At 54.7% G+C, this 14,594-nt stretch carries 13 protein-coding genes; 8 read left to right on the top strand and 5 right to left on the bottom strand.

The window, feature by feature from the left end; genetic code table 11:
- The first annotated feature begins 174 nt into the window (after window positions 1–174).
- From QWI18_RS04480 to QWI18_RS04445, 8 genes are all read left to right on the top strand, one after another.
- Window positions 175–465, top strand: coding sequence for a hypothetical protein (locus tag QWI18_RS04480; protein WP_369318293.1), 291 nt, complete (start codon window positions 175–177; stop codon window positions 463–465).
- Between the two features lie 477 nt (window positions 466–942).
- A complete protein-coding gene (locus QWI18_RS04475; RefSeq protein WP_369318292.1) occupies window positions 943–2,472 on the top strand; it encodes an N-6 DNA methylase in 1,530 nt (509 codons plus the stop codon).
- Entirely contained in the window at window positions 2,469–4,082 is a 1,614-nt protein-coding gene (locus QWI18_RS04470) for a restriction endonuclease subunit S (protein WP_369318291.1), read from the top strand. Before QWI18_RS04475 ends, QWI18_RS04470 begins: the two co-directional genes overlap by 4 nt.
- Window positions 4,082–5,683 (top strand): restriction system-associated AAA family ATPase, encoded by a 1,602-nt coding sequence (locus tag QWI18_RS04465; RefSeq protein WP_369318290.1) that lies wholly within the window; start codon window positions 4,082–4,084, stop codon window positions 5,681–5,683. Before QWI18_RS04470 ends, QWI18_RS04465 begins: the two co-directional genes overlap by 1 nt.
- Window position 5,684: 1 nt before the next feature.
- A complete protein-coding gene (locus QWI18_RS04460) occupies window positions 5,685–6,758 on the top strand; it encodes a hypothetical protein (protein WP_369318289.1) in 1,074 nt (357 codons plus the stop codon).
- A 623-nt stretch (window positions 6,759–7,381) separates the two neighbouring features.
- Complete coding sequence (locus QWI18_RS04455) at window positions 7,382–7,873, top strand: AAA family ATPase (RefSeq protein WP_369318288.1); 492 nt, start codon at window positions 7,382–7,384, stop codon at window positions 7,871–7,873.
- 171 nt (window positions 7,874–8,044) lie between these two features.
- Window positions 8,045–8,365, top strand: a complete 321-nt coding sequence (locus tag QWI18_RS04450) for a hypothetical protein (protein WP_065987406.1) — start codon at window positions 8,045–8,047, stop codon at window positions 8,363–8,365.
- 235 nt (window positions 8,366–8,600) lie between these two features.
- Window positions 8,601–9,257: a substrate-binding periplasmic protein gene (locus QWI18_RS04445; RefSeq protein WP_369318287.1), complete on the top strand. Its 657-nt coding sequence runs from the start codon at window positions 8,601–8,603 to the stop codon at window positions 9,255–9,257.
- Window positions 9,258–9,292: 35 nt separating this feature from the next.
- Here the strand turns inward: QWI18_RS04445 and QWI18_RS04440 are convergent, their stop codons facing one another.
- The 5 genes from QWI18_RS04440 to aguA all read right to left on the bottom strand — a co-directional run bounded on the left by QWI18_RS04440 (window position 9,293) and on the right by aguA (window position 14,424).
- Window positions 9,293–10,252 (bottom strand): zinc-binding alcohol dehydrogenase family protein, encoded by a 960-nt coding sequence (locus tag QWI18_RS04440; protein WP_369318286.1) that lies wholly within the window; start codon window positions 10,250–10,252, stop codon window positions 9,293–9,295.
- A gap of 223 nt (window positions 10,253–10,475) precedes the next feature.
- A complete protein-coding gene (locus QWI18_RS04435; RefSeq protein WP_369318285.1) occupies window positions 10,476–11,252 on the bottom strand; it encodes a helix-turn-helix transcriptional regulator in 777 nt (258 codons plus the stop codon).
- Window positions 11,253–11,395: 143 nt separating this feature from the next.
- Entirely contained in the window at window positions 11,396–12,664 is a 1,269-nt protein-coding gene (locus tag QWI18_RS04430) for an OprD family porin (RefSeq protein WP_369318284.1), read from the bottom strand.
- 242 nt (window positions 12,665–12,906) lie between these two features.
- Window positions 12,907–13,137 (bottom strand): hypothetical protein, encoded by a 231-nt coding sequence (locus QWI18_RS04425; protein WP_083233037.1) that lies wholly within the window; start codon window positions 13,135–13,137, stop codon window positions 12,907–12,909.
- Window positions 13,138–13,317: 180 nt separating this feature from the next.
- Complete coding sequence (gene aguA, locus QWI18_RS04420; RefSeq protein WP_369318283.1) at window positions 13,318–14,424, bottom strand: agmatine deiminase; 1,107 nt, start codon at window positions 14,422–14,424, stop codon at window positions 13,318–13,320.
- Between the last annotated feature and the right edge of the window lie 170 nt (window positions 14,425–14,594).

The following is a 14,594-nucleotide window of genomic DNA, read 5'->3' as shown; positions in this document are numbered from 1 at the left end:
CATAACCTGAGCCGCTGTCATCGACATCGGTTCTGTCCTTTTATGGTGGCTGTACGAGGGGCACCTTCGGGTGCACCGGGTGCCTGACTTCCCGGTCGACTAACCCGCGTACAGCCGCCACCTATTCGTTTAGTCGCGAACGGTGTCGGTCTCATCCAAGTCAGGAGAGACAACATGATTAGATCCACCCCTCACCCACCCGAAACACCCGCCCCACAATCAACCTGCACTAACGCCAACCTCGGCAACCTGAGCCTGTTCTCGGTCAAGCCCGGCGTCAGAGCTGAGGACGCATTGCTCACCGCCTCCGAATACCTCGCCTGCGCCGCAGCCACCGCTTACGAAGTCGCAGATAACTGCACGCTGGAATTCCGCCCGTTGGCGCGCTCGGTGGTGCATCAGCTTGATGCGGCGCGGGCGTTGATTGAGGTGTCGATCGCCAAGGTGGGGGGTTCGTCTTTGTAGCTGCCCTGCTGCGTTCTATTCGAGTAGGCATTTCCTTGCGCCAACCTGCGCCCGTCTCTTTCTCCCGGAAAGAGACGCGCGCTCCTACCGCTGCTGCAGCCCAACTCGTAAAAGGCTTTGCGGCATTCCCCCCTCGTGACAATCGGCGTGACAAACCCCGAAGTCGCCAGCAACAGCGATGCAGATGATGGTGCCGCAGCCCAAGGAATGGACTGCACCTGACTGACAGTCAGGCATGCCTCAGTCATCGAATCACTTGGTAAGGGAGCATCCTAGAGCACTGAGACCACCTGAGAGGAACTGAGGTGAGCTCATGCTCGATACTGGCTTTATGACGCCCCATCGGGGCGAGATTGAAGACTGGGAAAATGAACGATGGGGCGCTATTCTCTCGGTTGCTCTACCCTTCTGCCTGAGTTCAGCACCTCAAGTCGCTGCAAACGCATCACCCATCCCGCGATAAGAAAGAATGCCGCCATGAATGCAAATGCCATCGTCCAGAAACTCTGGCGCCTCTGTACTGTTCTCAGGAAAGATGGGATCACCTACCAGCAATATGTCACCGAGCTCACCTATCTCTTGTTTCTTAAGATGATGGCCGAGCGCAACCGCGAGACGGGTAGTCTGCCTAAGACTATGCGCTGGGCGGATCTTGTCCAAGCTAACGGCATAGCTAAATTAGATCTTTACCGTACGACGCTGCTCACATTCGGTTCGTTGAGCACACGGCTGGGTAAGGACGACATTATCGTTATGACTCCCGGTGAACATGCATCGGCTTCAGAGTGCAAACGTTACGCCCAAGCCCGCCCCATGCCTGACCTTGTTCAAAAAATTTTCGAAGGCTCCTCCACTTTCATCCGCGAAGCGCAGAACCTCACGACGCTAGTTAAAGCCATAGACGAGCTCAACTGGTTCTCCGAAGAACGTGATCAATTTGGCGACTTATACGAGGGACTGCTGGAAAAGAACGCAGAAGAAACTAAACGTGGTGCGGGTCAATATTTTACGCCGCGCGTGTTGATTGAGCTGTTGGTAAGGCTGATGCAACCGAAACCTGGCGAGGTGATCCAAGACCCCGCGTCAGGCACCGGAGGCTTCTTGGTCGCGGCTGACCGCTATATGCGTGCGCGTACGAATGACTATTTTATGCTGAGTGCTCAAGAACAGGACTTCCAGAAGATTCATGCAATCCGTGGAATGGAAAATGTCCCAGGCACGCTGCGCCTGCTTCTGATGAATTTATACCTGCACAACATTGATAGCAGCCATGTTGATCTCGGCGACACACTTTCCGAAAAAGGCAAAGCACTCGGGCGTGCGAACCTGATCCTAACCAATCCACCCTTCGGCCCAGCTGGTGGCGTGCCCACTCGGGACGATCTCTCTATCACAGCTACCGTATCCTCTTATCAGCTTCCTTTCGTGGAACACTGTCTTCGGGCGCTGGAATTCGATGGCCGAGCGGCCATTGTCGTACCTGACAACGTGCTCTTTGACGAAGGGCGCGGTAAAGCGCTTCGGCAAATGATGATGGACCAGTGTAATTTGCACACTATTCTTCGCCTCCCGACGGGGATCTTCTATGCACAAGGTGTGAAGACAAACGTCATCTTCCTCAACCGCGGGAAAAGTGAAAAAAACAATACTAAATTTGTTTGGATCTATGACCTGCGCACTGGAATGCCCAGGTTCGGCAAAACGACTCCTATAACTGCAGCGCACTTTGACCGCTTTGAAAAGGCCTTCGGGACGAGCCCCTTGGGCACTGAGCGTGGACCTGATGAGGGGGAGGCAGGCCGTTGGCGCAGGTTCAGCCGCGAGGAGATCGCAGCTCGCGGCGACAATCTCGATATTTCATGGCTGAGGGAAACAGAGGAGGATGTTGAAGAGGGACTGACTGAACCAGAAGATATTACGGCCGCCATTCTTGGTCATCTTCAGGCCGCCATGATAGAGATTGATGCACTCACAGCGGAGCTCGGCATACCTGGAGCTTATGAATGACCAAACTGCCAACAGGATGGGTAAATGTCGGTCTTGGCAAGATAGCCAAGAAGATAGGAAGTGGCTCTACTCCAAAAGGAGGAGAGCAATCATACAAAACATCTGGAATACCATTAATCCGGTCTTTGAACGTTCACTTTGATGGAGTCCGAAAGAAAGGTTTGGCGTATATAGATACGCAACAGGCTGCAAGATTAGATAATGTGATCGTACAAGAAGGAGATGTTCTCTTGAACATCACAGGTGCATCAATCGGTAGAGTTGCTGTTGCGCCTTTATGCTACGACGGCGCGCGCGTTAATCAACACGTTAGCATCATCCGATTGATGGAAGGAGTAATGCCGGATTACGTTAGAGGTTTCTTGGCCTCTCCTGCAATGCAAGACTTTATCAACCGAGAAAATTATGGTGCAACCCGCCAAGCTTTGACGAAAGCTATGATTGAGGGATTCAGTGTGCCAGTCCCTCCTTTAGCCGAACAAAAACGTATCGTATCTAAGCTCGATGCGCTAAAAACGAAATCATTTCGTGCGCGATCTGAACTTTCAAGAACTCAAAAGCTAATCGAACAATTTAAAATAAATACATTGAAATGCGCATTCGAGGGCAGGCTGACATCTCGCAAGCAAGTCTCTCTTGACAATATGCCGATATCTAAATCAATTTCTCAAAAAACTCTATGGCCCACCCCCGACTCTTGGAACTGGTATCGCACCGATCAAATAGGGAATGTTGGATTAGGGCGTCAGCGCTCGCCGGAAAATCACACTGGCTCGTCCATGCGTCCCTACATCAGATCTGCGAACATCACCTGGCAAGGCGTCAACACCACTGACGTTAAAGAAATGAATTTCGAAGCCGCCGACTTTGAGCGTTTCAAATTAGTTATCGGCGACGTCTTGTTGAATGAAGGATCTGGGAGCGCGCGAGAGGTCGGGAAGCCAGCGATCTGGCGGGGGGAAATCCCGGATTGTTGTTATCAAAATACTGTTTTGCGGGTTCAACCTAAGCTCTGCACATCTGAGTATCTCTACTTCTACTTCCTTTACACTGCGATGACTGGAGGTTTCGCCTCACGCTCGCAAGGAGTCAACATACAACACATTGGACGATCTGGCCTAGCCAGATACCCTGTACCGTTGCCCCCACTGGTAGAACAACACGAAATAGTTAACCTTATAAAATCTGCCTTCGCAAATATCGAGCAGTTATCTGTTCATGTGAAACGCACCTTAAAGCTAGCGGACAAATTAGATGAAGCTATTCTCGCAAAAGCTTTTCGGGGTGACCTCGTGTCGCAAGAGGAAGATGACGAATCTGCGAGTGTTTTGCTAAAACGCATGCAGACTAATCACGAGTCCATGCCACAGAAAAAAAACGGTAAAACCAAGCGAGAGACGGTCATGCCAACTGCCACAGAGTTCCTGACTATAAAACTAAAACAATGGCCAGCCGAAGGTATTAATTTTCAGGAGTTGAGAAAGCAATTCCCTGGAGATTATGAAGACCTAAAGGATGCAGTTTTTGCGTTTTTGTCAGGTGAGAATCCTCTGCTACAGCAGGTATTCGAAAAAACACACTCTGCGATGATAATCAGGAAAAGTGCCTGATGCGAATCATTAGGATAAAAATTTCCGAGGCGGCAAGCTGCGGTGGGCTACTTGATGGGATGGATATAGAACTACTTCGCCCTAGAAATATTGAGGGAAACGCAGAGTTCCTACCAGTGTGCCTTCTAGGCAGGAACGGGACGGGTAAGTCTCAGTTCCTCCAGATACTCGCGGAAATTTTCCAAGCCGCTTGGCATGAGCATAGCCCCTCGGAAGAAATGACAGCGGCTAATCCAGAACTATTGTTCGAAATAATCTATGAAATCACTTTAAAGAATGATGAAATCAAGCGAATTAGGCTAAGCAGGAGCAGAGAAACTTCCGGACGAATTGACAAGGTCATTATGGAGGTAAAAGTCGGAAGTGAATATGAAGCCATTTCAGATAATAGCGCGCCCGAATTCGGTGCCTACCTTCCGCCGCTGATCGTCGCGTATACCTCTGGAGACAACGAAACTCTCAGCCTTCCGTTTTACTTCAGCCGCTCAAGTTATGCTTCTTCCGTTACATCAGCAGCACGAACCAATGCTAAAAAAGTTGTCCCGAACAATCGTTTAGTCATGTTAGATTACTCAACACACTTAGAAGTTCTAGTTTCAAATGTCACCCTTGGATCGGATAAGCTTCGGCATGAATTAGTAAGGCACGCCAATCTATCCTCGCTTCATTCTTTCCGACTAGTAATACAGCTCAATCACCCCAAAGCTCCGAAAGTTCGAGGAAAGAACCCTGATCGAAAAGGCATCCAGCTAACGGAAGAGCTCGAACGTTATATCGATCAACTCTGCAATTCTGCAACTTGCTGGGAATACGAGCCGCACCATGAAGTTTATACACTCGACTACTTTGTAAACGATGAAAACAGAAAGGCCTTTGGATCATTCTGGAAAACCGCGGCAGATCTATATCGTTCACTACACAAGCTTGCCATGCTAAATGACTTGATGATCCCTAAAAGCGCAAGAGAGCGCGTACGCAAGAATATCAACACTAGAAAGTTTGCATCTAAACTACCCGAGCCTCAGGACGAGATGAAAGTTTTCAAGATAGAGGAGGTGCGATTCCACAAAGCCTCAATTTCTGGAAGTACATCAAACGTCGATTACGTTTCCTTATCTGACGGAGAGCATCAGCAGGCACAAATTTTTGGCATCATCGCGATGTTTAGAGCAAGCAACACTTTATTTCTTTTAGATGAGCCTGAGTCCCACTTCAACCCACAGTGGCGTGCCAAACTTATTACGAGGCTTACTGAGTTGCCTGTACAAGGGCTGAGCAAACAAGAAATAATTCTTACTACCCACGCGCCATTCGTTCCGTCAGACATGCATCGAGAGCAAATAAGAATTTTCACCAAAGAAGACGAGACACTCTCTGCTTGCAAACCTGAAATAGAAACATTTGGTGCGACTTATGACTCCATCTTGAGTCATTGCTTTCGCGTTGACCCTCCAATCTCGCAGTTGGCTCTAGAGAAAATGGAAGAACTGAAAAGAACTGCTTCGGCAGAAGAGATTGAACGAGAAATGCTCCGTATAGGTTCATCTGTCGAAAAAGCGTTGCTCGCAGATCACCTGTTTGAATTGAAAAGAAAGAACTAGAATGCTTTTCAATTATCCGATAGCCGCTACAGCTAATAATTGGATCAGCACAACTTTGCTCAACGCGCTTCAAACAGCATTGGAGGCGCTGCAGCAGGGTAACGAGCCACTCGTATTCCTCGAGACAATTCCAGAGGTATACCAAGAGCAGTTTTCTCGCGGGAAGAAGTTTGTAGAGCTTTACAACGTGCTCCTTGACGAGTGTCGAAATTTGGAAGAGCATCAACAACACCTTATACTGACAGCATTATCGGGGCAGAATCACTTTCCCGGCGTTTATTCTATGAATGAAACTTGCCCAACCATAGCAGAGACACTCCCCGCAGTTCATAAGGCCACGAGGGCCTTATTTGAGTATGCTTTTTTGAAGCTTTCAGATCTCAAGACACCAGGATCTAACCTTACAATTCGAGCTGACTACCATGAAATTGTTTATTCGCATCTAGAAAAAGGCTGCTGCCCATTTTGTGGATTAGAACTTTTAGAAGCTCCCGACCCCGATCTTGTTGATCCTGATCTAGATCATTACTTAGCGGTATCTAAGTACCCTTTCGCTGGCGCAAACCTCCTAAATCTCACAGCCATGGGGACAACATGCAATCGATCCTATAAAGGTGCTAGTGATATCTTATTGGATGAGCTAAATCGGAAAGCCGACTGCATAGACCCTTATGCAGACGAACACGTCACCATATCTCTAAACGGCACAATCCTCTTACCTAGTGGTGGAAGAGGGCCGACTTGGAGGTTGACATTCAATCCCGACGTCAAATCACGGAACTGGCGGCGCGTATTCAAAATTGAGCAGCGCTTCCGGGTAAATATACTTGAAAAGCAATATAAAACCTGGCTAGAGCAGTATGCTCAATATGCGCATGAACATGCCTTCGACATATCAAATAAAGAGTCGGCAATCGACGCAGTGAGGAAGTTTAAAAAAACCTGCGCATTCGAAACCCTCCCAGCGATCGCTCGGCTCAAGGGGGATTTTTTTGAATTGATTGAGACAGAGTTAAATCACCCATTAGAAGAAAATCGAATGCACAATTTTATAGCGGCACTAAAAAAAATATAATTTATTTACGTTATTTGGCTTTCGCGCCTCGTCACAAACTGATAGAGCATCAAATTTTCATATATTCCTGAAACTTCCGAAAAACCCACCTTTTGGCTGTCTGTTTTGTTTCCGGCTTCACTGAAGCTTCCCACAGTATTTTCAGCCGGCTCTGATGAAACTCCGCGCCGAGCGCTGCAATCCAGCGCAGATCAACCCAGATAAAGTGCCGCCTCTCGCGAGCGAGACTTCCTCGGGTCAGATAAGGAACAGCGGATGGGTGGCAATTCGAGGCCTGATCCCTCTATAGTCTGTCGCTTAAGGGTTGCGTATGTAGATGGCGGGTGTAGAAGGCCATAACTATCTGATTTATTTATAGTTACCAATGGGGTATGCCAAATTTACAACCGACCTCCAGACCTGCGGGAAACCTCGTCTCGCCGAAAGCTACCGTTCGTCTGGTGCCGACACCAGATTTAGCAAAAAGGCTCACTGAAAGATGGGCCTTTTTTGTTTGGGCGTTTCAGAGTAGGAGTTGCGGCACACATCTACATACTGAAAGCCTCAGCCATCCCAACACATCCCTCATTGTCCCGGACTCAATCCACGGGCATCATCGTGGCTCGACACAAGGACGCGTCCCCATGGCCAAGCCCACACTCCACCTCCTATGCGGCAAGATCGCATCCGGGAAATCCACCCTAGCGAACGCCCTAAAAGCTGAACAAGCAGCAATCCTGCTGACCGAAGACCATTGGCTCTCAAGACTCTACCCAGACCAGATCCACTCGGTCGCCGACTACGTAACACTCTCAAGAAGACTCCGAGATGTCGTCGGCCCTTTGGTCATCGACATGCTGCAGGCCGGGATCAATGTGGTTCTCGATTTCCCCGCCAACACTCCAGCAGACCGCCACTGGTTACGCAGCCTGGCGGATACCGCCCAGGCCTCTCACAGCCTTCACTTCCTCGACGCCGCCGACGAAACCTGCCGAGCCCGGCTGCACCTCAGAAACGAGCGTGGCGAGCATGACTTCGCGGCAACCGACGCTGAATTCGATTTAATCACCAGCTACTTCCAAGCCCCAGACAATGAAGAAGGGCTCAACGTAGTCATTCACCAGGATCGCTCCTAAACGGCTGCCACCCGGAGAGAACTAAACCATCATGCTCAAACGGCGCCCTAAGATTCAGAGCGCCCCCTCCCCCATCCCGCCCCCATCGAGTAACGTATACCCATCCAACGGGCCCTCGCGTCTGCGTCAGGACAGCGACCCGTCATCAGAAACACGACAGAAGGCCCAACCGTGCACAAAGTCCGATTGATCAAGTACGTCTGGACCCACCAGACCCCGGAGATTTCGTCTGAATGGTCCAAGCTGCTCTACGAAGTGGAGCTGCCGTTCGTCCCTTTCCATGGCTTGAACATTCAGTTGCCGATGCAGCGCGTCTGGCGTATTCGGGATGTGGAGTGGAACGTCGAGGAGCAGACCTTTCGGTGCCATATCGAAGATCAATTCATGAACTTGCTGGATGTGGATGACTCGTACGAAGACTGGATCGAGATGTTGGTGGAGTGCGGCTGGGAGATGAGCGGTCGCTACACCAATGAGCACAACAAGACCTGAGTCGCCGCCACCTGAGTATGTTCTCTGCAGTAGACGCAGGACGCGCACTGCGACCGGCAGAAATGAAGATCGATGCCAGGCTGGATAACAAACCTGGCACAAGGGCTGTCCTGGCGCCTTATTTCCCCTGAGCATAACTGCCATGAAATGGATTTCCTGTTGTACCCGTTACGCGGCCAGCGCGCTGTTGGCGTGCTCGTCAGCGGCATCTGCGCTGCCGGTCGTTGACGTGTACGTGGCCGAAGCGCCGCCGCTGACCATGGTGAGTCAAGGCGACCATCACGGGATCGCGGGCGACATCACCCTGCAGGCCATGGCGATGGCCGGGTATTCCGCCCACCTGCTGTCGCCGCCGTGGCCACGGGCGCAGCGGGATGTGGAGCTTGGCACCAACAAGCTCATCGCGCCGCTGACCCGCACGCAAAGTCGCGAAGACAACTTCATCTGGATCGCGCCGGTGATGACAATGGATCGGGCATTTTTCAGCCTTGATCGTCACGTCGAGACGTTTGAGGAGGCGCGCAAGGCCTTCAAGATGATTGCCGTGGGCAGTGGCTCGGCGCAGGAGACGCGTCTACGTGACGAAGGTTTTTCAGCCGCGCAGATTTATCCGCTGAAGATTGGCGAGAACCCGGCGCTGATGCTACTCAAGGGCCGGGTGGATGCATGGTTCAACGGCGTGCCGGAGACGCTTTATATCTGGAAGCAAATCAGTGATCGCCCGCTGATGATGAGCCGGGCATTGATGACTGCCGATTTGTATCTGGCGTGCTCGAAGGACTGCGACCCCCAGATGGTCGAGAAGCTGAAAACCGCGATCGAGACGCTGCGGTCAAACGGCTCGATCAAACGCGTCCAGCATGACTACCTCAAAGGGCTACCCGTCCAGTAATCCGGCAGCCCTGCCCCAAGATTCGTGCTCTCCTGTCACGGCAGCAGAATGACCTTGTCGGCGCCGCCCTGATTCACTTCCGCGTAACGTGCCAGGCCTTCTTCCAGCGGCGACTCAATCAGCCCGGTTGGCAGCGGCAAGGTGCCGTCGTCGAACTGTTTACCGAACTGCTCCAGCATCCGTGCGCAGGCTTCGACGCCGTACAGCAGCGAGTTGATCCCCACCACCGAACCGCCCTTGCGGTACAGCGCCAGCGCGGGCAATTGCACGTGGCCGTCCACCGGCGCGGCGATGATTGCGATGCGACCGAACTGGGCCAGCGCAGGCACAGAAGCCGGCAGCCAGAAGCCCGTGGTGTCGAAGATCACGTCGGCGCCGCCTGGAAAAACAGCGTTCACTTGAGCACCCAGGTCTTCCGGTTTGTCGAGCTGGATCGCGTTGAAGCCTTGCTCTTGCAGCGCTTTCAGCTGATCCGGCTTACGCACCGCTGCCAGCACCTGAGCGCCGCGCACTTTCGCCAGTGCGATGGCGGCGCTTCCCACTGCACCATTGGCGCCGATGACCAGCAATCGGGTGCCGGCCTGCACGAGGCTGCGCTCAAGCGCGTCCCACGCCGTGGTGTACGGCACGCCCAGACTGGCGGCCTGAGTAAAGCTCAGCGATGCAGGCTTGATCGCCACGCCTTTGGCCGGCAGCGTGATGTAGCCGGCGTGGGAGCCGTCGCGGACAAAGCCGATTTCTTTGCCGGTGCCCCACACTTCTTTGCCGATCAGTGCCTGCGGGCCTTCGACGACCACGCCCGAAAAATCACGACCCGGAATGCGCGGCATCGTGGTGTAGGGGAAGCGGCCCAGGACGTTTTTGACGTCGCTGGGGTTCAGGCCCGCTGCTTTTATCTGCACCAGAACTTCGCCGGCTGCCGGGACGGGCGTGGGCAGATCGACGACTTCCAGCGCAGCCAGGTCGCCGGTGCGGGAGAATTGCAGTGCTTTCATGATGGATTCATCCAGAGTGGGGAAAGGGGGCCGTCGGTTCAGGAGGCCAGATGGGAGAAGAACTGCTTGCCCACGCCAGAGCCATTCACCGGCGTGCATGCCGAACAGGCCAACCACTGCGAGCAGAGGCGCGACGGCGTTAAGCGATGACCAGAGTGTAAGGGGGGCCGGCAAGGTCTACCGGCCAAGAGCTTCTGAATTTCGGACAGAGTCGACGCAGGCGTTAGTGGGATGGATCAACGACCGGGTACTGCGAGGGCGCCATGCCCAGTTCGCGGCGAAACATGTCGCTGAAGCTGCTCGGCGAATACCCCATTGAACGAGCGATGGCGTTGACCGGCACGCCCTGAATGATCTCCGCCACCGAGGTCGCCAGTTGCACCTGCCGCCGCCACTCAGCAAAGCCCATGCCGAGCACCGCCTGAAACAGCCGGGACAACGTTCGCACACTGGCGCCGGCGTTTTCCGCGTGCTGCTCGAATGACACGTCGATGGATGGCTCGATCATCACCGCCTGACAAACGCTCATCAGCCTGCGGTCGCTGTCATCGGGCATCGGCACTCTCAGCAGCGAACGCCGGGCGCGTTTGAGTTCGAGCAACGCCAGTTTCACCACGGCGTCGTAGTAGTCCGACTCCTTGTCCTGCTCGGCGACCAGACCGACGATCAACTCGCGCAGCAATCGGCCGACTTCCAGTACCTGAACGGTGGCGTCGAGGGTTCGGGCGAGCGCCGGCCGCAGGTAGATGTTGCGCATTTCCAAGTCCGAGACCACGCGGATGCCATGGGGCACGCCGGGCGGCAACCACACCGCGCGCTGCGGCGGCACGACCAGCGCCTCATGGGGCGTCTCGACCCACATCACGCCCGACATCGCATACAGCACCTGCCCCCACTCGTGCTCGTGGGGCTCGATGTACAACCCGCGGGGATACGTCCGTGACAGAGGCTGCACGGGGACGGCGGTATTGGAGAGGTCGGGCGGCGCGGCGATTGCCATGGTGAAACCGGCTGGAGTGGGATGCGGCGATGGTAGCGGGAGAGCGGGCAGGATCACCAGTTCAGTCAACCCTCATACCCGAACGCCCTGATCTTGCGACCGGGGCGTCTGGGTGAAGCCGTCAGCTCTTCAGCCGTTCGACATCAAAACACGTTGATCGGGTAATCGACGAAGATCCGCGTTTCGTTACCGCCGACGTTGTACTGGTCCACATCGTTGGAGACGCGCAGGAACGAGTTGCGCAGGCGTACCGAGAGGTCTTTGACCGGGCCGCTCTGGACCACGTAGGTCAACTGGCTGAACAGTTCACGCTCTTCGCCACGCCCACGGTCGCTGCCGTCGTCGATGTTGTCGCCGCGCACGTAGGCCACGCGGTAGCTGAGGCCTGGCGTCACGACGGTGCCCAGGTTCACGCCATAGCCCACCTGCCACGAACGCTCGTCCTTGCCGTTGAAGTCCGACCAGTACGAGTTCGCCAGATAGATGGTGTTGCCGCCATCGCCGGTGCCGCCTGCGTTGCGGTAGCCGCCGTAGGTGTAACCGGTTTCGCCGGTGCTGCGCTGATGCGCGAGGGTGAACGAGTGGATGCCCACCGCCCAAGTCGCCGCCAGGCTCCAGATCTTGTTGTCGCGGGCGTCGTCGACGGCGAAGTCCTTGTCCAGCTTGGTCTTGTAGCCGTTGAAGTCGAAGGTCAGCGACTGATCTTTCGGCATCGCCCAGACGTAGTTCAGGTTCACGTACTGCTTTTTCAGCACGTCTTCGTCGTCGGAGGCGTAAAACGCGGCGCTGAGGGCCTCGGTGAATTTATAGCTGCCGCCGTACACGTTGATGCTCTTCAGATCACCGCTGTCGCGGCCTTCAGCGCTCTTGCGGGCTTCGGCGGTGAAGCGGCCGGCCACCAGGGTAAGGCCCTTGATCTCTTTGGAGGTAATCATGGTGCCGGTGTAGGACTCAGGCAGCAGGCGCGAGCCGTCGTACGTCAGCACTGGCAGCTCGGGCATCATGTCGCCGTACTTCAGTTCGGTATTGGAAACCCGGAATTTGACCGCACCGCCAAAGCGCGACAGGTCGTCCGCTGCGTTGCCGCTGTCGCCCTGCTTGAAGAAGTCGATACCGCCTGCGCCGCTCTTGCCCTTGCCACCGTCCAGACGCGCTGCGTACAGGCCGAAAGCATCAACGCCGACGCCCACCACGCCTTGGGTGAAACCGGATGTGTAGCCGGCCATGAACGCCTGCCCCCATTCCGCGCGGTCCTGTGGTCCGTTTTTGTAATCGCGATTGATGTAGGCGTTACGCAGGTTGATCTTCAGGCTGCTGTCTTCAACAAATCCTTTGGAATCTGCCTGACCGTCCGCCATGGCGTGAGTGGCGGCGAGGATGCTCAGGGCGAGCAGGCCGATACGCTGTTTCATCTTGTTGTCCTTGTGAGCGGATTAATCGCGCGCTGTGGCAAATGCCCGGTGTGGGCAATTGCGTCTTCCGGCTCTGAAACAGTCCCGGAAGCCCGCACGAAATCATCACAGTGGAGGACTGATGCACGTACATGGCGCTAGGCCACAGGCGGTGGAGGCGCGAATGCTATCCCCCGTCTGCGGAAGGTGTCAATTTGATGGGAGTCAAACGGAGGCTCTGCAGTGCCTGTTCTCACCCTTCGTCAGCTGTGGAGCACGCCCAGCAGCGCTTCGATTTCCGCGTCATTGATCAGCCCGCTGGGGTATCGCCTGGACAGCATCTTGCGAAAATCACCGCGTTGTTTCAGCGCCTGCAGCTCTTGCATGCGCACCAGCGGGATCCGGGTCGTCCGTAACCAGTCCGCCATCATCTGCCGTGCTTCACTGCTCGCAGAAAAACCTCGAGCCACTCGCAACTCATGACCTGCGTTCATAAGGACAACCTCTTATGTCGTGGACTGCGAAATCTACGGAGCTTTTGTTACAGACGGACGACCCCGCAAGGGCATTTACGCGCTGCTGGGATCCCGTCTTCCTACGACCGGCTTGAAACCGTCCAGCCATAAAAAAGCCCATCGTCTGATGGGCTTGATAACAGCAAGAAGCGAACCAACTCAGCTGCGGTGGGGCGCCGGCTGCTGCTGCGTCAGGCAGTGAATGTTGCCTCCACCCAGCAACATTTCACGGCCCGGGACCATGACCACCTCGTGTTCAGGGAACAGCTGTTGGAGAATCTGGCGGGCCGTGTCATCCATCGGATCGTCGAAACACGGGGCAATGATGCCGCCGTTGACGATCAGGAAGTTCACGTAGGAACCCGCAAGGCGCACCGATGGGTTGCGCTCCTGACTGCCGTGCACCTGATCCACCCCGGCGCACTCTTCTTCGGTGGCAAACAGCGGGCCCGGGATCGGCATCTTGTGCACGACGAACGGGCGTCCCTTGGCGTCGCGGGCGTTTTCCAGCACCGCCATAGCCGCCTGGCAACGCGGGAAATTGGGGTCTTTCGGATCATCTGTCCAGGCGAGTAACACTTCACCGGGACGCACGTAGCAGCAGAAGTTATCCACATGCCCGTCGGTCTCGTCGTTGTACAGACCGTCCGGCAGCCAGATGATCTTCTCGACCGACAGGTGATCGCGCAGCACGGCTTCGATGTCTTCGCGCGACAGATGCGGGTTGCGATTGTGATTGAGCAGGCATTCTTCGGTGGTGATCAGCGTGCCCTCGCCATCGACGTGGATCGAGCCGCCTTCCAGCACGAAACCTTCGGTGACGTAGCGGGGGCAGCGCTCGATTTCCAACACTTTGCTGGCGACCTGTTCATCCAGGTTCCACGGCGCGTAAAGCCCGCCGTCGAAACCGCCCCAGGCATTGAAGCCCCAATTGACACCCCGGACCTCGCCCGCGTCGTTGATGACGAAGGTCGGCCCGCTGTCACGCACCCAAGCGTCGTTGCTGCTGATCTCGACGACGCGAATGTTGGGCACATTCAGGCGTGCGCGGGCGTTGTCGTACTGTGCAGCCGAAACACCGACGGTGACAGGCTCAAACCGGGCGATGGCCTTGGCCACAGCAACGTGATCGTTCTGAACCGGCTTGCCGCCCAGACGCCAGTTGTCAGGGCGCTCGGGCCAGATCATCCAGGTTTGCGTCTGCGGCGCCCACTCGGCAGGCATGTAGAAACCATCGGCGCGGGGGGTGCTGTTGAGAGTGGTCACAGTAATCAGAACTCCATGAAACGACGAGGGCGTCTGCGGCAAAAGAAGACAGACGTTATAGACGATAAAAATCGGATTTAAAAACACTAATCAAGCAATCGGCGCAGATCCGGGCATCTAACGCCGATATATATCGGAATAAAGTCCAATCGTGACGGATAAGAGCCCAC

The organism is Pseudomonas sp. W2Oct36 (assembly GCF_041060465.1).
Taxonomy (GTDB): Bacteria; Pseudomonadota; Gammaproteobacteria; order Pseudomonadales; family Pseudomonadaceae; genus Aquipseudomonas; species Aquipseudomonas graminis_B.
This window is presented reverse-complemented; position numbering and strand designations above follow the sequence as displayed.